This window comes from Lysobacter enzymogenes, assembly GCF_017355525.1.
Classification (GTDB): Bacteria; Pseudomonadota; Gammaproteobacteria; order Xanthomonadales; family Xanthomonadaceae; genus Lysobacter; species Lysobacter enzymogenes_C.
The window spans coordinates 5,036,950-5,054,934 of sequence record NZ_CP067395.1; the positions used below are offsets into that span (position 1 = coordinate 5,036,950).

Consider the following 17,985-nt stretch of genomic DNA (forward strand, 5'->3'; position numbering starts at 1 on the left):
AACTGTGGGACTCATCACAAAAAGCCAGCCGGCTCTCGTCGGCGTGGATATCAGTTCGACCGCGGTAAAGTTGCTGCAACTTTCGCGTGCCGGCAATCGCTACCGCGTTGAGCATTACGCGGTCGAGCCGTTGCCGCCGAACGCGGTGGTGGAAAAGAACATCGTCGAGGTCGAAGCGGTGGGCGAGGCGATCAAACGCGCCGTCGCCCGCTCGGGGACCCGCGTCAAGCACGCCGCCGCGGCGGTCGCCGGTTCCTCGGTGATCACCCGCGTCATCGGCATGCCGGCCGACCTGGACGAAGACGATCTGGAGTCGCAGGTCGAGCTGGAAGCGGCCAATTACGTGCCGTATCCGATCGATGAGGTCAACCACGATTTCGAAGTGCTCGGCCCGATGCCGGGCAGCCCGGATATGGTCCAGGTGCTGCTGGCGGCCTCGCGCTCGGAGAACGTGGAGGTGCGCGCCTCGGCGCTGGAGCTCGGCGGCCTGACCCCGAAGGTCATGGACGTGGAAGCCTTCGCGATCGAGAACGCGTTCGCGCTGCTCGCCGACACCTTGAGCAGCCCGCGCGACGGCCTGGTCGCCCTGGTCGACTCCGGCGCGACCATGACCACGCTGAACGTGTTGCGCAACGGCCGCAGCCTGTATCACCGCGAGCAGGTGTTCGGCGGCAAGCAGCTGACCGACGAGGTCATGCGCCGCTACGGCCTGAGCTACGAGGAAGCCGGTCTGGCCAAGCGCCAGGGCGGGCTGCCGGAAAGCTACCAGGCCGAAGTGCTGGAGCCGTTCAAGGAAGCGATGGTCCAGCAGGTCAGCCGCCTGCTGCAGTTCTTCTATGCCGGCAGCGAGTTCAACCGCGTCGACCAGATCGTCCTGGCCGGCGGCGGCGCCTCGATCCCGCGCATCGCCGAGATGGTGGAAGAGCAGCTCGGCATTCCGACCACGGTGGCCAACCCGCTCGCCCACATGACCCTGGGGCCGCGCGTGCAGGCGCACGCGTTGGCGCAGGACGCTCCCGCGCTGATGATCGCCTGCGGCCTGGCCCTGAGGAGCTTCGACTGATGGCACGCATCAACCTCCTCCCGTGGCGCGCCGAGCGCCGCAAGGCCCGGCAGAAGGAATTCGTCGCGATGCTGGGCCTGTCGGCCCTGGCCGCGGCGGCGCTGTCGGTGCTGATCGTCTTCTATTACAGCAACGAAATCAGCGGGCAGCAGAAGCGCAACGCGTTCCTCGACGGCCAGATCGTCGAAGTCGACAAGAAGATCAAGGAGATCGAGGAGCTCGACAAGAAGAAGGCCAAGCTGCTCGCGCGCAAGGAAGTGATCGAGAAGCTGCAGTCCAACCGTTCGCAGATGGTGCACCTGTTCGATTCGCTGGTGCGCACCATTCCCGACGGCGCGGTGCTGACCGCGATCAAGCAGGACGCCGAGACCCTGACCCTGGAAGGCCGCGCGCAGTCCAACGCCCGCGTCAGTACCTACATGCGCAACCTCGAGGTCTCCGGCTGGATGAGCAAGCCGGACCTGACCATCATCGAGGCCAAGGACGGTGGCGGTAAGGGCTTGCCGTACGAGTTCAAGCTGACGGTGAAGCTGGCGAATCCGAACGCGCCGAAGGACGAGGACGGCGACGGCATTCCGGACGCGCCCGCCGCGGCCCCGGCCGCCGCGACCGCTGCCGCGCCCGGCGCCGACGGCGCAGCCGCTGCGGCCCCGGCCGGCGCTGCGCCCGCCGCGGCCGCTCCGGCGGCGCCCGCCGGCGCCGCCAAGCCCGGCCAGGCGCCCGCCGCGCCGGCCGCGACGCCGGCGGCCAAGCCCGCCGCCGCTCCGGCCAAGCCCGCCGCGCCCGCGGCCGCCCCCACCAAGACTGGAGCCGCGTCGTGAGCAAGAAGGCTTCGATGAAGAACTTGGACTTCAACAACATCGGCAGCTGGCCGCGGCAGGCGCAGATCATCTTCTGCGCGCTGATCGGCCTGGTGATCGTCGGTCTGGCCTGGTACCTGTTCGTCAGCGGCAAGCGCGAGGAACTGGAGCAGCTGGACCGCAAGGAAACCGAGCTGCGCCAGACCTTCGAGACCAAGCAGGGGCGCGCCGCCAACCTCGAGCCGCTCAAGCAGCAGCTCGCGCAGATGGAACAGCAGCTGCAACAGATGCTGCGCCAGTTGCCGAGCAAGACCGAAATGCCCGACCTGATCGTCGACATCTCGCAGACCGCGCTGGCCACCGGCATCTCCAACGAGCTGTTCCAGCCCGGCGCCGAGGTTCCCAAGGAGTTCTACGCCGAGAAGCCGATCGCCCTGCGCATGGTCGGCACGTACCACCAGTTCGGCGCCTTCGTCAGCGGCGTGGCCTCGCTGCCGCGCGTGGTCATCATGACCATGCACGACATCTCGTTGAAGCCGAAGGGCAACAACAACAAGGACGCGATGGGCGGGATCACTCCGAACAGCCCGCTGGAACTGGCCGGCACGGTCAAGACCTACCGCTACCTGGACGAGGAAGAGATGGCTGCACAGAGCCCGCCGGCCGACGGTTCGGGCGACGCGTCCAAGCCCGCCGGCAAGAAGGAGGGCACCTGACATGCGCGCTCAATTTCTGTCGCGACCGGCCGCTTCGCGTCTGACCGCCGCCTGCGCCGTGGTCCTGGCGCTGTCGGCCACCGGCTGCTTCCGCAGCATCACCAGCACCCCCGGCGACGCTCCGAACCTGGAGAAGTGGGTCGCCGAGGTCAAGGCGCGTCCGGCCCCGGCGCTGGATCCGCTGCCGGTGATGCAGCAGTTCGAAACCTTCGAGTACGCCGCGCAGGAAATGCGCGACCCGTTCAGCACCGCGTTCACCGACGAGGACACCAGCTCCGGCCCGCGTCCGGACAAGGTGCGCCGCAAGCAGCCGCTGGAAGCGTTCCCGCTCGACGGCCTGGACATGGTCGGCACCCTGGGCAGCGGCAAAAACGTCGTGGCGCTGGTGATGGCGCCGGACAAAGTGACTTATCGTGTTCGACCCGGTGCGTACATGGGGCAGAACGACGGTCGTGTGACCGGCGTATCTGAGGAGCGCATCGACTTGGTGGAACTGGTGCCGGATGGCGCCGGCGGCTGGCTGGAACGACCGGCCTCCGTGGCGCTGGAAGATCAATAAGGGGATAGCATGATGATCGTATTCAACGCCAACCGCATGCCGTCGGACCGACGCCCCATGGCATCCGGCGCCCGCATGTCCGCCCCCCGTCTGGCCGGGCTCGCGCTCGGCCTGCTCGCCGGCATCAGCGCGGTCAACGCCGCCGAACCCGTCGCGGCCGCCAAGCCCGCAGCGGCGCCGGCGCCCGCGGTCGCACCGACCCCGAGCTTTGATCCGGCCAAGCAACTGCCGGGCGCGATCTCGGTCGCCAACATCGACTTCAAGCGCGGCGACGGCGGCTCCGGCAAGCTGATCCTGCGCTTCAGCGGCGAAGGCGCGGTCCCCGACATGCGCAGCCAGGGCTCGCAGGTCACCATCGACGTCGGCAACGCCAAGCTGCCGCCGGAGCTGCAGCGCCCGCTCAACGTCGCCGACTTCGCCACCCCGGTCCAGCGCATCGACGCGCGCGCCAGCGGCAGCGGCTCGCAGCTGGTGCTCAACACCGCCGGCGGCTACGACACGATGGCCTACCAGACCGGCCGCGACTACATCGTCGAAGTCGTGCCGCGCAGCGCCGACGCGGGCAACCGCGCGGTCGGCGCGGCGGGCGCCAAGCCGACCGCCGGCGCGTCGCCGACCTCGGGCACCGTCAGCGGCAGCGCCGCCGCCGGGGTGCGCAGCTACGCCGGCCGCCCGGTGACCTTCAACTTCCAGGACGTGCCGGTGCGCACCGTGCTGCAGTTGGTCGCCGAGGAGTCCAACCTCAACATCGTCGCCGCCGACACCGTGCAGGGCAACGTGACCCTGCGCCTGGTGAACGTGCCGTGGGATCAGGCGCTGGACATCGTCCTGCAGGCCAAGGGCCTGGACAAGCGCCGCAGCGGCAACGTGGTGTGGGTCGCGCCGCAGGCCGAAGTGGCCAAGTACGAGCAGGACCGCGAAGACGCGCGCATCGCGCTCGACAACCGCGTCGACCTGATCACCGAGTACGTGCAGGTCAACTACCACAACGCCGCGCAGATCTATAAGGCGCTGACCGAAGCCAAGGGCATCGGCGGCGGTGGCGGCGGCAGCAGCAACAGCAACAGTAGCAACGAGAACGGCTTTCTCTCGCAGCGCGGGCGGCTGGTGGCGGACGAACGCACCAACACCCTGATGATCAGCGACATTCCGAAGAAAGTCGCGCAGATGAAGGAGCTGATCAAGGTCATCGACCGTCCGGTCGACCAGGTCCTGATCGAGGCGCGCATCGTCATCGCCAACGAAAGCTTCGCCCGCGACCTGGGCGCGCGCTTCGGCGTGTCGGGCCAGAAGGGCGATGTGATCACCAGCGGCACGCTGGAGAGCATCAACAACTATCGCAACACCACCGCCAAGAACGAGCTGATCCGCCGCCAGTCCGACGGCCTGCTCAGCGATGCGGTCGCCGCCGACAACCGCGGCGACATCGCCAAGGGCACCGCCCTGCGCGACCAGGCCCGCTCGCTGCTGCAGACCATCACCAACCCGGCGTTCCTGTTCCCGGCCAGCCTCAACAGCAACGTCGGCGTGCTGAACCCGGCCGGCGCGCTGGCGTTCACCATCCTCGGCAAGTACGTCAACCTGGACATGGAGTTCAGCGCGATGCAGACCGAGGGCCGCGGCGAAGTGGTGTCGAACCCGCGCGTGGTGACCAGCAACCAGCGCGAAGCGGTGATCAGCCAGGGCCAGGAAGTCGGCTACGTGACCATCGCTCCGCAGCAGGGCGGCAACAGCATTCCGATCCCGAACGTCCAGTTCAAGGACGTGCTGATGGAGATGAAGGTCAACCCGACCATCACCAACGACGGCCGCGTGTTCCTGAACATGGACGTCAAGAAGGACGAGATCAACGGCTTCGTCAACACCTCGATCGGCGACGTGCCGCAGATCAACAAGCGCAACATCAACACCGCGGTGCTGGTGGAAGACGGCCAGACCGTCGTGATCGGCGGCGTGTACGAGTTCCGCGACCGCAGCGATCTGTCCAAGGTGCCGTTCCTGGCCGACATCCCGTTCCTCGGCAACCTGTTCAAGAAAAAGAGCCGCAGCAAGGAAAAGGCCGAGCTGCTGATCTTCGTGACGCCGAAGGTGATGAAGGTCGCGCAGCGCTGAACGCGGCTGTGCGCCTGCGCAGAGGGCCTACGGGCCCTCTGCGCGTTTGTGCCGCCCGCCGCCGCGGCCCCGGGACGGGCGCCGCCGCGCGTCCGCGGGGCCTGCGGCCGATCCGCTCCGGCGAACCCCGCGGCGGCCGACCCCCGCTGCGAGCAACCCCGCTGCAAGCAACCCCGCCGCGATCAACCTGCTAACGTCGCCCACGGGCGCCCGCAAAACCCGGCGCACTTTGCCGGGTCGCGCCGTTGGTTGAACCTCGCGGCCGGACTTCGGTCAAAATCGCCCTAACCGCTGCAAGCCGCGTCCGCGCGCTTGCCCGTTTCGCCCGCAATGGATTCCGGATGGACAGCGCTACCGACCGCTCGCAAGCCCCCGCCGCCCCCGCCGATGTCGCCCGCCTGCACGATGCGTTCAGGCAACTGCGCGATGCCCTCGCCGTCGAGATCGTCGGCCAGGCCGAACTGATCGAGCGCCTGTTGATCGCCCTGCTCGCCGACGGCCACCTGCTGGTCGAAGGCGCGCCCGGGCTGGCCAAGACCAGCGCCGTGCGCGCGCTGGCCGCGCGCCTGGAGGCCGAGTTCGCGCGCGTCCAGTTCACTCCCGACCTGCTGCCGGCCGACTTGACCGGCACCGAGGTGTGGCGTCCGCAGGAAGGCCGCTTCGAATTCCAGGCCGGCCCGATCTTCCATCCGATCCTGCTCGCCGACGAAATCAACCGCGCGCCGGCCAAGGTGCAGTCGGCCCTGCTGGAAGCGATGGGCGAGCGCCAGGTCACCGTCGGCCGCGCCACCTACGCGCTGCCGCCGCTGTTCCTGGTGATGGCCACGCAGAACCCGATCGAGCAGGAAGGCACGTTCCCGCTGCCCGAGGCCCAGCTCGACCGCTTCCTCATGCACGTGCGGATCGGCTATCCCGAGGCCGCGGCCGAGGCCGAGATCCTGCGGCTGGCGCGCGAACGCGCGCGGCAGACGCTCAAGCCCGAACCCGTAGCGGTGCCGCGGATGCCGCTGGCGGACGTGTTCGCCGCGCGCTCGGCGGTGCTGGACCTGCACGTCGCGCCGGCGGTGGAGCGCTATCTGGTCGAAATCGTGCTGGCCTCGCGCGACGCCGCGCGCTACGACGCGACGCTGGCGCGGCGCATCGCCTGGGGCGCCAGCCCGCGCGGTTCGATCGCGCTGGAACGCTGCGCGCGCGCCCACGCCTGGTTGGCCGGGCGCGATTTCGTGACCCCCGACGACGTCCGCGCGATCGCGCCGGAAGTGCTGCGCCATCGCATCCTGCCGAGCTACGAAGCCACCGCCGAGGGTTGGGACGGCGATCGCCTGCTCGGCGAATTGCTGAAGAAGGTGCCGCTGCCTTGAGGGCTGGCGGTCGCGACCGGCGCTGCGCCGTGCAGGTTCGTCGCGCGCGGCGGCCGCTCGCCGGCGCGATGCGGGACGATGCGATGCGGGACGACGCGAAACGGGAAGGCGCGATGCAGGGAAGCGCGATGCAAACAGGCGCGATGCGGGCAAGTTCGATCGGAGCGAGTTCGATGCGTGCGCCATCGGCGCCGGAGCCGGCGCATGAGTGAAGGCATCGTTCCGAGCCTGGCCGAACTGGTCGCTTTGCGCGCCGCCGTGAGCGGCCGCCGGCCCGCCCGCCAGGGCCGCCACGGGGTCAGCGGGCAGGCCTTGTCGCCGCTGCGCGGACGCGGCATGGAGTACGCCGAATCGCGCGAATACTCCAACGGCGACGACGCCCGCCACATCGACTGGCGGCTGACCGCGCGCACCGGCCGCGCCCACACCAAATTGTTCCAGGCCGAGCGCGAGCGCTTGAGCCTGATCGTCGCCGACACGTCGCCGGCGATGTATTTCGGCACCCGCGTGCGCTTCAAGTCGGTGCAGGCCGCGCGCGCCGGCGCGGTCGCGGCCTGGGCCGCGGCGCGCGACGGCGACCGCATCGCCGCCTTGCGCGGCAGCCTGCGCGAGCCGCCGGTCAATCCCGGCAGCGGCCCGCGCGGCGCGCTGCGCGTGCTCGACGCGATGGTGCGCTGGTATGCGCAGGCGCCGGCCGAAGACGCCGGCCTGGAGGTCGCGCTCGACCACGCCTCGCGCCTGCTGCGCCCCGGTTCGCGCATGGTGGTGCTGGCCGAACCCGGCAGCGTCGCGGCATTGCCGCAGCGGCGCTGGGCGGTGCTGGCGCAACACCACGAAGTGATCGTGCTGCTGCTGACCGACCCGATCGAAACCGCGCCGCCGGCCGCCGCGCTGCCGTTCAGCCGCGACGGCCAGCGCATCGAGCTCGACCTCGGCGCGCCGGCGCAGCGCCAGCGCTGGCACGCCAGCTTCGTCGGCCCGATCGAGGCGGCGCTGGAAAAACTGCCGGCGCGCGGCGTGCGCGTGCAGGCGCTGTCGACCGATGCGGCCAGCGAATCCTGGCTGCCGCTGCTGGGCCGCGCGCGGCCGCTGGTGGCCTGATGGCGGGGCAACAAACGCTCGCCTTGCGCGACGTGCACCTGCCGGGTGCGCCGTCGTGGTGGCCGTTGGCGCCGGGCTGGTGGCTGCTGCTGGCGGTATCGGCCGCGCTGGCGTTGTCGCTGTGGTGGTGGCAACGCCGCCGCGCGCGCCGCAAGCGCGAGGCCGAGCGCGTGTTCGACGAAGCCCTGGCCGCCGCGGCCACGCCGGTCGCGCAGGTCGCGGCGATATCCGAATTGCTGCGCCGCGCCGGCCGCCGCCGCGACCGCGCCGCCGACACCCTCGACGGGCAGGCGTGGCTGGAATTCCTCGACCGCGGCAGCAAGCGCGACGACTTCGCCGCCGGCCCCGGCCGGCTGCTGCTGGAGGGCGGCTACCGGCGCCAGGTCGATCCGGCCCAGGTGCAAGCGTTGCGCGAACTCGCGCGGCGCCGCTTCCTGCAATGGATGGGCGTGCGCGCATGAGTGCGTTGGGCTCGGTGGGCGCATTGATCGGCGACTGGCGCGATCTGCTGGCGTGGCCGTGGTGGCTGGCGGCGTTGCCGCTGCCTTGGCTGGCGCGCTGGCTGCTGCCGCCGGCGCGCGACGGTTCGGCGGCGTTGAAAGTCCCGTTCGGCGCGCGCCTGGACGCGGTCGCCGCGGCCGGCGGGCGCGGCCTGCGCGGCGGCGGTCCCGGCTGGCTGCTGTGGCTGGCGTGGGCGCTGCTGTGCGTGGCCGCGGCGCGGCCGCAGCAACTCGGCGAGCCGATCCGGCCGCCGCAGGTCGGTCGCGGCATGATGCTGGTGCTGGACCTGTCGGGCAGCATGAGCGAACTCGACATGACCCTGGGCCGGCGCACCGTCGACCGCCTGACCGCGGCCAAGGCGGTGCTGGCCGACTTCCTCGACCGCCGCGTCGGCGACCGTGTCGGCCTGGTGGTGTTCGGCAACCGCGCCTACGTGCTGGCGCCGCTGACCCTGGACCGCGACACCGTGCGCGACCAGCTCGGCAATAGCCAGGTCGGGCTGGCCGGGCAGGAAACCGCGATCGGCGAGGCCATCGGCCTGGCGGTGCGGCGCCTGCGCCAGCTGCCCGAACGCGAGCGGGTGGCGATCCTGCTGACCGACGGCGCCAACACGCCCGGCACGCCCGACCCGATGCGCGCGGCCCAGATCGCCCACGACGAAGGCGTGCGCGTCCACACCATCGCCTTCGGCGGCGACGGCGGCGGCATGACCTTGTTCGGCGTGCGCCTGCCGGTGCCCGGCGGCGGCGCCGAGGTCGACGAACCGGCGCTGCGCCGCATCGCCGATCAGACCGGCGGCCGCTTCTTCCGCGCCCGCGACACCAGCGAGCTGGCCGGCATCTACGCCGCGATCGACCGGCTCGAACCGGTCAAGCGCGAAGGCAAGGCGGTGCGTCCGCGCATCGAGCGCTACCCGCTGCCGCTGGCCGGGGCGATGGTGTTGGCCTTGCTCGCGTTCCTGTGGCCGCGGCGGAGGCCGGCATGAATCCCGGGTCCTGGTTCGAACACCTCGCGCCGCTGACCTTCCTGCGCCCGCAGTGGCTGTGGGCGCTGCTGGCGCTGCCGCTGCTGGCCGGCTGGTGGTGGCGCCGCCGGCGCCGCAGCAGCGTCTGGCAGGGCGCGGTCGACGCGCATCTGCTGCGGCATCTGCTCGACGCGACCCCGGGCCGGCGCTCGCAGCTGGCCGCGGGCGCGGCCGCGCTCGGCGCCGCGCTGGCGGTGCTGGCGCTGGCCGGGCCCAGTTGGTCGCAAGGCGAACAGCCGCTGTGGCAGGGCAGCACGCCGATGGTGGTGGCGCTGGACCTGTCCAGCCGCACCCTCGCCGGCGATCTGCCGCCGAGCCGCCTGGCCCAGGCCAAGGCCAAGCTGGCCGAACTGCTGCGCCGCCGCGCCGGCAGCGGCCAGACCGCCCTGGTCGCGTTCGCCGACGACGCCTACACCGTGGCGCCGCTGACCGACGACCCCGACAACGTGGCGGTGTTCCTCGACGCGCTGGCGCCGGACATCATGCCCGGCGACGGCCAGAACGCCGACCGCGCGATCGCCTGGTCGGCCAGGCTGCTGCGCCAGGGCGGTTTCAACCGCGGCCGCATCGTGCTGATCACCGACCGCAGCGACGGCGCCGCCGAGCGCGCCGCGGCCAAGGCCGGCGGCGACGGCTACGCGGTGTCGGTGCTCGGCCTGGGCACCGCCGCCGGTGCGGCGTTCCAGCGGCCCGACGGGCGCATCGTCAAGGTCAAGCTCGACGCCCCGGCGCTGGCCGCGCTGGCCCGCGCCGGCGGCGGCCGCTATGCCGCGCTGAGCGCCGACGACAGCGATTTGCGCGCGCTCGACATCGCCGGCGGCGGCCGCGGCGACGCCGGCGCCGGCGGCGGCATGGGCGAGAAGCGGCTGGCGCGCGAGGACGACGGTTACTGGCTGCTGCCGCCGCTGCTGGTGCTGGCGCTGCTGGCGTTCCGTCGCCGCAGCGGCGCCGGCGCGCTGGCGTTGCTGCTGTGCCTGGGGCTGCCGCTGGCGCCGCGGCCGGCCGCGGCGCAGTCGCTGTGGCAGCGCGCCGACCAGGGCGCGCACGCGCGCATCGTCGAAGGCAACGACGCCTATCGCGCCGGCCAGTTCGAACGCGCCGCCGAGCTGTACCAGCGCGCGCAGGGCGCCGATGCGCAGTACAACCTCGGCAACGCGCTGGCGCGCCAGGGCCGTTATCCCGAGGCCATCGCCGCCTACGACCGCGCGCTCAAGCAGACCCCGGGCATGGAAGACGCGATCGCCAACAAGCGCGCGGTCGAAGCGGCGATGAAGCGGCCGCCGCAGCAGAACCAGGACGGGCAGAAACCGCAGAAGCAACAGCCCGGGAAGCAGGACCCGAAGCCCTCGCCGCAAGGCCAGAATCCGCAGCAGGACGGCAAGCCGCAGCAGCAACCGCAGAAGCCCGATCCGGACGGTCAGCAGAAGACTCCGCAAAAACCCAGCGACGACCCGGAAGAACAGCGCCGCGCCGACCAGGCCCAGCGCGAACGCATGCAGCGCGAGCTCGAACGCCAGCGCGCCCAGCAGGGCAAGACCCCGCCCGGCGAACGCGAGGCGGCGCGCACCCCGGCCCAGCGCGAACGCCAGCAGGCCAACGACGCCTGGCTCAAGCGCGTGCCCGACGACCCCGGCAGCCTGCTGCGGGAGAGATTCAAGATCGAATACGCGCGCCGGCAGATGTCGGCGCTGGAAGGGGATTGAGGCCGATGTCGCGCTACTTGCTCAAATTCGCGCTGTTCCTGCTGCTGGCCGGCTTCAGCGCCGGCGCCGCGGCGCAGGCGCGCGCGTGGCTGGACCGCACCAGCATCCGCGCGGGCGAAACCGTCACCTTGAACGTGGAGACCACCGCCTCGGTCGGCGGCGCGCCCGATTACGCGCCGCTGGCGGCGAATTTCGAAACCGTCGGCACCAGCGACGACACCCGCATCGAACCGAGCCCGCGCGGGCTGATCGCGCGCACCCGCTACAGCATCGAACTGCGTCCGCTGCGCAGCGGACGCATCCAGATCCCCGGGCTCAACGTCGCCGGCATCCGCACCCAGCCGCTGGAGCTGTACGTGGAAGCCGCGCCGGCGCCGGCGCCGGAACAGGCCACCGGCGCCAGCGACGTGTTCATCGATGCGGTGCCCGACGACAACAATCCCTACGTGCAGCAGGCGGTGGGCTGGGTGGTGCGGCTGTACGCCTCCAGCCAGGTGCTCGGCGGCAAGATCGATCAGGCCGTGCCCGACGGCGCTTCGCTGACCAAGATCGGCGACGACGTGCAGTACCAGCGCACCCTCAACGGCCAGCTCTACACCGTGGTCGAGCGCCGCTTCCTGCTGGTGCCCGAGCGCAGCGGCGCGCTGACCATGCCGGCGGCGGTGTTCGAAGGCCGGGTCGGCACCACCCTGATCGAACAGCTCACCGGTTCCGGCGGCGATGCGCGCCGCGCGGTCAGCCGCGCGCGCACCTTGCAGGTGCGGCCGGTGCCGGCCGATGCGCCGCAGCCGTGGCTGCCGCTGCGCAGCCTGACCCTGAGCTACCGCACCACGCCGCAGCAGTTGCGGGTCGGCAATTCGGCCAGCGTGATCGTCGAGGCCAGCGTCGACGGCGCCGGCCTGGCGCAGATGCCGGAACTGCAGCTGCCGCCGATGGACGGGGTGCAGGTGTTCGCCGATCCGGTCCAGGCCGACGAGACCTTCGTCGGCGGCCGGCCGCGGGTGAAGCTGACCCGCAAGTTCTCGCTGGTGCCCTCGCGCGAAGGCGAGGTGCGGCTGGAAGGCCTGCGCCTGGATTGGTGGGACGTGACCGCGCGCGCCGCGCGCACCGCCAGCCTGCCGCCGCTGAGCTGGACCGTGGGCCGCGGCATCGGCGGCACCGGCTCGGCCGCGCCGGCGGTGAATCCGGCGGTGGCCGCGGCGCGCAGCGGCGGCGCCGATGCGGCGTCCGCCGACACCGCGCCGGCCGACGCCGCGCCCGCCGCCGGCGGCGCGGTGCACAAGGGCTGGGCGATCGCCGCGGTGCTGTTCGCGCTGCTGTGGCTGGGCACGCTGGTGTGGGCGCTGCAACTGCGCGCGCAGCCGCGCGCCGTGGCCGCGTCCGCTGCGCCCGCCGCGGCGCCGGGCCAGGCCGCGGCGGCGCCGTTGAAGTTGAACCTGCCGGCGTTGCGCGAACTGATCGACCGCGGCGACTTCGACCACATCGCCAGCGTGCTGCGCGGACTGGCCTCGCCGCCGGCGGCCGACGACGACGAACTGGTCGAACGCCTCGCCGACCCGGCCCAGCGCGACGCCGTGCAGGCGCTGCGCCGCGCGCGCTGGGGCGGCGGCGACGGCGTCGCCGCGCGCAACCGCCTGCGCGCCGCGTTCGCGCAGGGGCCGCAATGGCGCCAGGGCGCCGCGCAATCCGCCTCGCCGCTGCCGCCGCTGTATCCGCCTGCGAGTTGATCGCTGGCGGTGGGGCTTCGGTCCCGAGGCTCCTGCGCCGGATCGATTCGATCTGACCGGAAAGCGTCGGGGCTGAAGTCTCCCGCACAGGCCGACTGATCGGCCGAAAACCCCTCCAAACCCCACCGTCCGGGCGTTTCCGACCCCCTGGTGTATCCTGCCCGCTGTTTTGGCCGGGCCGGTAACGAGCGAATCCATGAGCGAAACCCCGAACGCGCGCAAGCCGCTGCCGTTGCACTGGAAGATGGCGATCGGCTTCCTGGCCGGCCTCGGCCTGGGCCTGATCGTCTACGCTGCGGGCGTGGGGGGAATCAGCTGGGCGCAGCTCAGCGGCCAAGCCTGCGAGGCCGGCGCCGCCGGCTGGCGCTGCGAGTCGCTGCTCAAGCTGTTCACCGAAGTCATCACCGGCCCGGCCGGCGAAATCTTCCTGCGCCTGATCTTCATGCTGGTGATCCCGCTGCTGTTCTCGGCCCTGGTCATGGGCGTCAGCGAGATGGGCGACATTCGTTCGTTCGGCCGGGTCGGCTGGCGCACGCTCGGGCTGACCGTGGTGATGTCGGGCCTGGCGGTGCTGCTGGGCCTGGTGATGGTCAACGTGTTCCAACCCGGGGCCGGCATGGACCCGGCGCAGGCGCAGCAGTTGATGAGCGAAAACGCCGAGCGCGCGCAGAGCATCGTCAAGGGCAGCACCGACGCGCCCAAGGGCATCCAGATGCTGGTGTCGATCGTGCCCAGCAACGTGGTCCAGGCCGCGGCCGACGACGCCATCCTGGCGGTGATGTTCTTCGCCCTGATGATCGGCGTGGGCATGGTGCTGACCAAGTCCAAGGCGGTCGACACGCTGCGCGACGGCATCCAGGGCCTGTTCGAAATCTCGATGACCCTGATCGGCCTGGTCATCAAGCTGGCGCCGTACGCGGTGTTCTGCTTCATGTTCAACCTGTCCTCGCAGTTCGGCTGGGACCTGCTGTTCAAGCTGGCCAAGTACGTGGCGGTGGTGGTGTCGGCGCTGGCGATCCACCTGTTCGTGGTCTATGCGCTGGCGATCAAGTTCATCGGCGGACGCTCGCCGCTGCAATTCTTCAAGGGCGCGCAGGAAGCGATGGTGCTGGCGTTCTCCACCGCGTCCAGCAACGCGACCCTGCCGACCGCGCTGCGCGTGGCCGACGAACTCAAGCTGCCGCGGCGGATCTCGCGCTTCGTGCTGACCGTCGGCGCGACCGCGAACCAGAACGGCACCGCGCTGTTCGAAGGCGTCACGGTGATCTTCCTGGCCCAGTTCTTCGGCGTGGACCTGAGCTTGGGCCAGCAGGTCATGGTCATGCTGGTGTGCATCCTGGGCGGCATCGGCACCGCCGGCGTCCCCTCGGGCTCGCTGCCGGTGGTGGCGATGATCTGCGCGATGGTCAAGGTGCCGCCGGAAGGCATCGGCCTGATCCTCGGCGTCAACCACTTCCTCGACATGTGCCGGACCACGCTCAACGTCACTGGCGACATCGCGATCGCCTCGATGGTGTCGCGCGGGGTCGAGGATCCGCCGGCGGAGACGCTGGCGGATTGATCCGCGCTCGCCGAAAAGCCCGCCGCCCGGCGGGCTTTTTCGTTGCGGCGGTTGCTTCCTGTAGGAGCGGCGCGAGCCGCGACTGCGGCAACGCAACTACGGCGGAAGCTTCGACGCAGCTGTGTTGTCGCGGTCGCGGCTCGCGCCGCTCCTACAGGGGGCTTGCATGCCGAATCTGCCGGTTCGGGACGCCGGGCGCCGCTTGGGGCGCTCCGAGGACGGCCCTGAACGGGCTCGGGGCGACATCCTCGCCCCGGGATGGGACAATGGCGCCTCTCCGCCGGCCCGCCGCCCGCATCCGGGCTCGTTCGCCAGCCGGCTCCCGCTCCGCCTCCCAGCCTCAGCCGCCCGAGCCCCATGACGACGCCCAGCCGCCGCGATCTTGCCAACGCCATCCGATTCCTCGCCATCGACGCGGTGCAGGCCGCCAACTCCGGCCACCCCGGCATGCCGATGGGCATGGCCGACATCGCCGAAGTGCTGTGGAACGACTTCCTGAGCCACAACCCGGCCGACCCGAAGTGGTTCAACCGCGACCGCTTCATCCTCTCCAACGGCCACGGCTCGATGCTGCAGTACGCGCTGCTGCACCTGTCCGGCTACGACCTGTCGATCGACGAGCTCAAGCGTTTCCGCCAGCTGCACTCCAAGACCCCGGGCCACCCGGAGAACTTCGAGACTCCGGGCGTGGAAACCACCACCGGCCCGCTCGGCCAGGGCCTGGCCAATGCGGTCGGCATGGCGCTGGCGGAGAAGATCCTGGCCCAGCGTTTCAACCGCGAAGGCCACGACGTCGTCGACCACCGCACCTGGGTGTTCCTCGGCGACGGCTGCCTGATGGAAGGCATCTCGCACGAAGTCGCTTCGCTGGCCGGCACCTGGGGCCTGGGCAAGCTGGTCGCGTTCTGGGACGACAACAAGATCTCGATCGACGGCAACACCGACGGCTGGTTCACCGACGACACCGCGGCGCGCTTCGAGGCCTACGGCTGGCGGGTGATCCGCAAGGTCAACGGCCAGGACCCGGTCGAGATCAAGACCGCGATCGAAACCGCGCTCAAGCACGGCGACAAGCCGACCCTGATCTGCTGCCGCACCACCATCGGTTTCGGTTCGCCGGCCAAGGCGGGCAAGGAGTCCTCGCACGGCGCGCCGCTGGGCAAGGACGAAGTCGCCGCGACCCGCGCCGAGCTGGAGTGGCCGTACGCCGAATTCGAAATCCCGCAGGACATCTACGCCGGCTGGCGCAACCGCGACCACGCCGGCGCGCAGGCGCAGTGGCAGCAGGGCTTCGACGCCTACGCCGCGCAGTTCCCGGCCGAAGCCGCCGAGCTCGGGCGCCGCATCGCCGGCGAGCTGCCGGCCGACTTCCTCGCCCAGGCCGACGCCTACATCGCCAAGCTGCAAGCCGACGGCCAGACCATCGCCTCGCGCAAGGCCTCGCAGATGGCGATCGAGACCTTCGCCCCGCTGCTGCCGGAACTGATCGGCGGCTCGGCCGACCTGGCCCATTCCAACCTGACCTTGTGGAAGGCCAGCAAGTCGGTCGCCAGCAACGATCCGAACGCGAACTACGTCTACTACGGCGTGCGCGAGTTCGGCATGACCGCGATCAGCAACGGCTTGAACCTGCACGGCGGCTTCATCCCGTTCGACGCCACCTTCCTGGTGTTCAGCGACTACGCCCGCAACGCGGTGCGCATGAGCGCGCTGATGGGCGCGCACGCGATCCACGTCTACACCCACGACTCCATCGGCCTGGGCGAAGACGGCCCGACCCACCAGCCGATCGAGCACCTCGCCAGCCTGCGCTACATCCCGCACAACGACGTGTGGCGCCCGTGCGACGCGGTCGAATCGGCGACCGCGTGGAAGGCCGCGATCGCGCGCCTGGACGGCCCGAGCTGCCTGGTGTTCTCGCGCCAGAACCTGCCGCACCAGCCGCGCGACGCGCAGCAGGTCGCGCAGATCGAGCGCGGCGGGTACGTGCTGCGCGACAGCGAAGGCGCGCCGGAGGTGATCCTGCTGGCGACCGGTTCGGAAGTCGGCCTGGCCACCCAGGCCGCCGACCAGCTCGGCGCCGAAGGGGTCAAGGTGCGGGTGGTGTCGATGCCCTCGACCGACGTGTTCGACCGCCAGCCGCTGGACTACCGCGAGTCGGTGCTGCCCAACGCGGTGCGCAAGCGCGTGGCGATCGAAGCCGGCGTCAGCGATTTCTGGCGCAAGTACGTCGGCCTGGACGGCGACGTGGTCGGCATCGACCGCTTCGGCGCCTCGGCTCCGGCCGAAGCGCTATTCCCGTACTTCGGCTTCACCGTCGAGCGCGTCGTGGCGACGGTCAAGAAGCTGGGCTGATCGCGGCGACATCGGCCGCTCCGCGCGGAGCGGTAACTAAACGGGGACGCAACGCGTCCCCGTTCGTTTTTGCGGCGGGTGCGCAACGCACTTCTTAAGTATCGGCACGGCCAATACCATGGGCGCAGCAGACGCCGCGCCCGGCGCCTGCGCGACTTTCGACCGGGCGCCGGAATCTGCATGCCGTCTTCCAGCCCATCCACCGAAGCCGCGCCGCGCCTGCCGCAACTGGACGCCTTGCGCGGCTTGGCCGCGCTGTACGTCGTGGTCTACCACGTCATGGCCATGCCGCAGCCGCTGCTGGCGGTGCCGGCGTCGGCGCTGCCGGCGATCGCGATGGGCGGCAGCGGCGTGGTGCTGTTCTTCGTCATGAGCGCGTTCTCGCTGTGCCTGACCTGGCCGCGCCACGCCGCCAGCGGCGCCGCGTTGTCCAGTTTCTATCTCAGCCGGCTGTTCCGCATCGCGCCGCTGCTGCTGGCGCTGCTCGCGGTCATGGTGCTGCGCGACCAGCTGCGCGCGCCGGCGCGGTACGGCGCGCAGGAAATCGCCTGGAACGCATCGATGCTGTTCGGTCTGTCGCCGCAGTGGCAGGCCGGCATCGTCATGGGCAGTTGGACCATCGGCGTGGAGATGCTGTTCTACGCGGTGTTCCCGCTGCTGGCGCTGTATGTGCGGCGTCTGCCGGCGCAACTGGCGCTGCTCGCGGCGAGCTACGCGCTGGCGCTGTGGGCCGCGCACGCGGCGCCGCCGGCGTTGGCCTTCCTCGGCAACGGCTACGGCCTGCTGACCCAGCTGCCGATCTTCGTGCTCGGCTGCGTGCTTTTCGGCCTGTGGCGGAGCTTGCGCGCATTGCCGGCCGCGCCGCGGCGCGTGCTGGGCCTCGGCGCGCTCGCCGCGGGCGCGGCGGCGCTGGCGATGCTGGCTTACGGCCTGCTGCCGACCGGCGCCTGGGCGTCGGGCTGGCACCAGAGCGCGCTGGCGTACGGGCTGATGCTGCTGGGGCTGCTGCTGGCCGGCGAAGGTCTTGTCGTGCGCGTGCTGCTCAATCGCGCGACGTGTTTTCTGGGGGCGATCAGTTACTCCTTGTATCTGGTGCATCCGTTCGTGGTGTCGCGCTTGTACGGCGCGTTCGCGCATTTCTACGCGGCGCTGCCGGACGGCGCCGCGTATGCGGCGTGCCTGGCGCTGAGTCTGGTCCTGTCGATTCCTGCGGCGTGGTTGACGTACCGGTGGGTGGAGCAGCCGGGCATCCGTTGGGGGCGTCGGGCGTTCGAGTGGGCGAGGGCGCGCCGGGCTCGAGCGGGCGAGGCAGCCTAAGCGTGCAGGGGAGCGGCGCGAGCTCGCGCGCCTGCCGCTGCGCCCATACCGCGTCCCAATACGGATAGTCGCCGATCCTGCTGAC

14 protein-coding genes are annotated in these 17,985 nt (G+C 71.0%); all 14 read left to right on the top strand.

Features of this window, described 5'->3' with window-relative positions; all coding sequences use genetic code 11:
- The first annotated feature begins 4 nt into the window (after positions 1 to 4).
- Entirely contained in the window at positions 5 to 1,063 is a 1,059-nt protein-coding gene (locus JHW38_RS21285; protein ID WP_207523292.1) for a pilus assembly protein PilM, read from the top strand.
- Positions 1,063 to 1,884 (top strand): PilN domain-containing protein, encoded by an 822-nt coding sequence (locus tag JHW38_RS21290; RefSeq protein ID WP_207523293.1) that lies wholly within the window; start codon positions 1,063 to 1,065, stop codon positions 1,882 to 1,884. The genes JHW38_RS21285 and JHW38_RS21290 overlap by 1 nt, the downstream gene beginning before the upstream one ends.
- On the top strand, positions 1,881 to 2,579 hold the full coding sequence (locus JHW38_RS21295; RefSeq protein WP_207523294.1) for a type 4a pilus biogenesis protein PilO: 699 nt from the start codon (positions 1,881 to 1,883) through the stop codon (positions 2,577 to 2,579). Before JHW38_RS21290 ends, JHW38_RS21295 begins: the two co-directional genes overlap by 4 nt.
- A 1-nt stretch (position 2,580) precedes the next feature.
- Complete coding sequence (locus JHW38_RS21300; protein WP_207523295.1) at positions 2,581 to 3,138, top strand: pilus assembly protein PilP; 558 nt, start codon at positions 2,581 to 2,583, stop codon at positions 3,136 to 3,138.
- A 12-nt stretch (positions 3,139 to 3,150) separates the two neighbouring features.
- Positions 3,151 to 5,250: a type IV pilus secretin PilQ gene (locus JHW38_RS21305; RefSeq protein ID WP_428995333.1), complete on the top strand. Its 2,100-nt coding sequence runs from the start codon at positions 3,151 to 3,153 to the stop codon at positions 5,248 to 5,250.
- A 341-nt stretch (positions 5,251 to 5,591) separates the two neighbouring features.
- A complete protein-coding gene (locus JHW38_RS21310) occupies positions 5,592 to 6,611 on the top strand; it encodes an AAA family ATPase (RefSeq protein WP_207523297.1) in 1,020 nt (339 codons plus the stop codon).
- A gap of 204 nt (positions 6,612 to 6,815) precedes the next feature.
- Positions 6,816 to 7,712, top strand: a complete 897-nt coding sequence (locus JHW38_RS21315; protein ID WP_207523298.1) for a DUF58 domain-containing protein — start codon at positions 6,816 to 6,818, stop codon at positions 7,710 to 7,712.
- Entirely contained in the window at positions 7,712 to 8,173 is a 462-nt protein-coding gene (locus tag JHW38_RS21320) for a DUF4381 domain-containing protein (RefSeq protein ID WP_207523299.1), read from the top strand. The genes JHW38_RS21315 and JHW38_RS21320 overlap by 1 nt, the downstream gene beginning before the upstream one ends.
- Positions 8,170 to 9,198: a vWA domain-containing protein gene (locus JHW38_RS21325; protein WP_207523300.1), complete on the top strand. Its 1,029-nt coding sequence runs from the start codon at positions 8,170 to 8,172 to the stop codon at positions 9,196 to 9,198. The genes JHW38_RS21320 and JHW38_RS21325 overlap by 4 nt, the downstream gene beginning before the upstream one ends.
- The gene (locus tag JHW38_RS21330) at positions 9,195 to 10,940 is read left to right on the top strand and encodes a VWA domain-containing protein (protein ID WP_207523301.1); all 1,746 of its coding nucleotides are present in this window, start codon (positions 9,195 to 9,197) and stop codon (positions 10,938 to 10,940) included. The genes JHW38_RS21325 and JHW38_RS21330 overlap by 4 nt, the downstream gene beginning before the upstream one ends.
- A gap of 5 nt (positions 10,941 to 10,945) precedes the next feature.
- Positions 10,946 to 12,667, top strand: coding sequence for a BatD family protein (locus JHW38_RS21335; protein WP_207523302.1), 1,722 nt, complete (start codon positions 10,946 to 10,948; stop codon positions 12,665 to 12,667).
- Positions 12,668 to 12,863: 196 nt separating this feature from the next.
- Positions 12,864 to 14,228: a dicarboxylate/amino acid:cation symporter gene (locus JHW38_RS21340; RefSeq protein WP_207523303.1), complete on the top strand. Its 1,365-nt coding sequence runs from the start codon at positions 12,864 to 12,866 to the stop codon at positions 14,226 to 14,228.
- A 357-nt stretch (positions 14,229 to 14,585) separates the two neighbouring features.
- The gene (gene tkt, locus JHW38_RS21345) at positions 14,586 to 16,583 is read left to right on the top strand and encodes a transketolase (protein WP_207523304.1); all 1,998 of its coding nucleotides are present in this window, start codon (positions 14,586 to 14,588) and stop codon (positions 16,581 to 16,583) included.
- Positions 16,584 to 16,763: 180 nt separating this feature from the next.
- A complete protein-coding gene (locus tag JHW38_RS21350) occupies positions 16,764 to 17,900 on the top strand; it encodes an acyltransferase family protein (protein WP_207523305.1) in 1,137 nt (378 codons plus the stop codon).
- The last annotated feature ends 85 nt before the right edge of the window (positions 17,901 to 17,985 follow it).

What these genes read in the sequence shown, in the direction of transcription:
- JHW38_RS21290 (WP_207523293.1), top strand. Translation starts at nt 1,063, where the DNA reads ATGGCACGCATCAACCTCCTCCCGTGGCGCGCCGAGCGCCGCAAGGCC.
- JHW38_RS21300 (WP_207523295.1), top strand. Translation starts at nt 2,581, where the DNA reads ATGCGCGCTCAATTTCTGTCGCGACCGGCCGCTTCGCGTCTGACCGCC.
- JHW38_RS21305 (WP_428995333.1), top strand. Translation starts at nt 3,151, where the DNA reads ATGATCGTATTCAACGCCAACCGCATGCCGTCGGACCGACGCCCCATG.
- JHW38_RS21310 (WP_207523297.1), top strand. Translation starts at nt 5,592, where the DNA reads ATGGACAGCGCTACCGACCGCTCGCAAGCCCCCGCCGCCCCCGCCGAT.
- JHW38_RS21315 (WP_207523298.1), top strand. Translation starts at nt 6,816, where the DNA reads ATGAGTGAAGGCATCGTTCCGAGCCTGGCCGAACTGGTCGCTTTGCGC.
- JHW38_RS21320 (WP_207523299.1), top strand. Translation starts at nt 7,712, where the DNA reads ATGGCGGGGCAACAAACGCTCGCCTTGCGCGACGTGCACCTGCCGGGT.
- JHW38_RS21325 (WP_207523300.1), top strand. Translation starts at nt 8,170, where the DNA reads ATGAGTGCGTTGGGCTCGGTGGGCGCATTGATCGGCGACTGGCGCGAT.
- JHW38_RS21330 (WP_207523301.1), top strand. Translation starts at nt 9,195, where the DNA reads ATGAATCCCGGGTCCTGGTTCGAACACCTCGCGCCGCTGACCTTCCTG.
- JHW38_RS21335 (WP_207523302.1), top strand. Translation starts at nt 10,946, where the DNA reads ATGTCGCGCTACTTGCTCAAATTCGCGCTGTTCCTGCTGCTGGCCGGC.
- JHW38_RS21340 (WP_207523303.1), top strand. Translation starts at nt 12,864, where the DNA reads ATGAGCGAAACCCCGAACGCGCGCAAGCCGCTGCCGTTGCACTGGAAG.
- tkt (WP_207523304.1), top strand. Translation starts at nt 14,586, where the DNA reads ATGACGACGCCCAGCCGCCGCGATCTTGCCAACGCCATCCGATTCCTC.
- JHW38_RS21350 (WP_207523305.1), top strand. Translation starts at nt 16,764, where the DNA reads ATGCCGTCTTCCAGCCCATCCACCGAAGCCGCGCCGCGCCTGCCGCAA.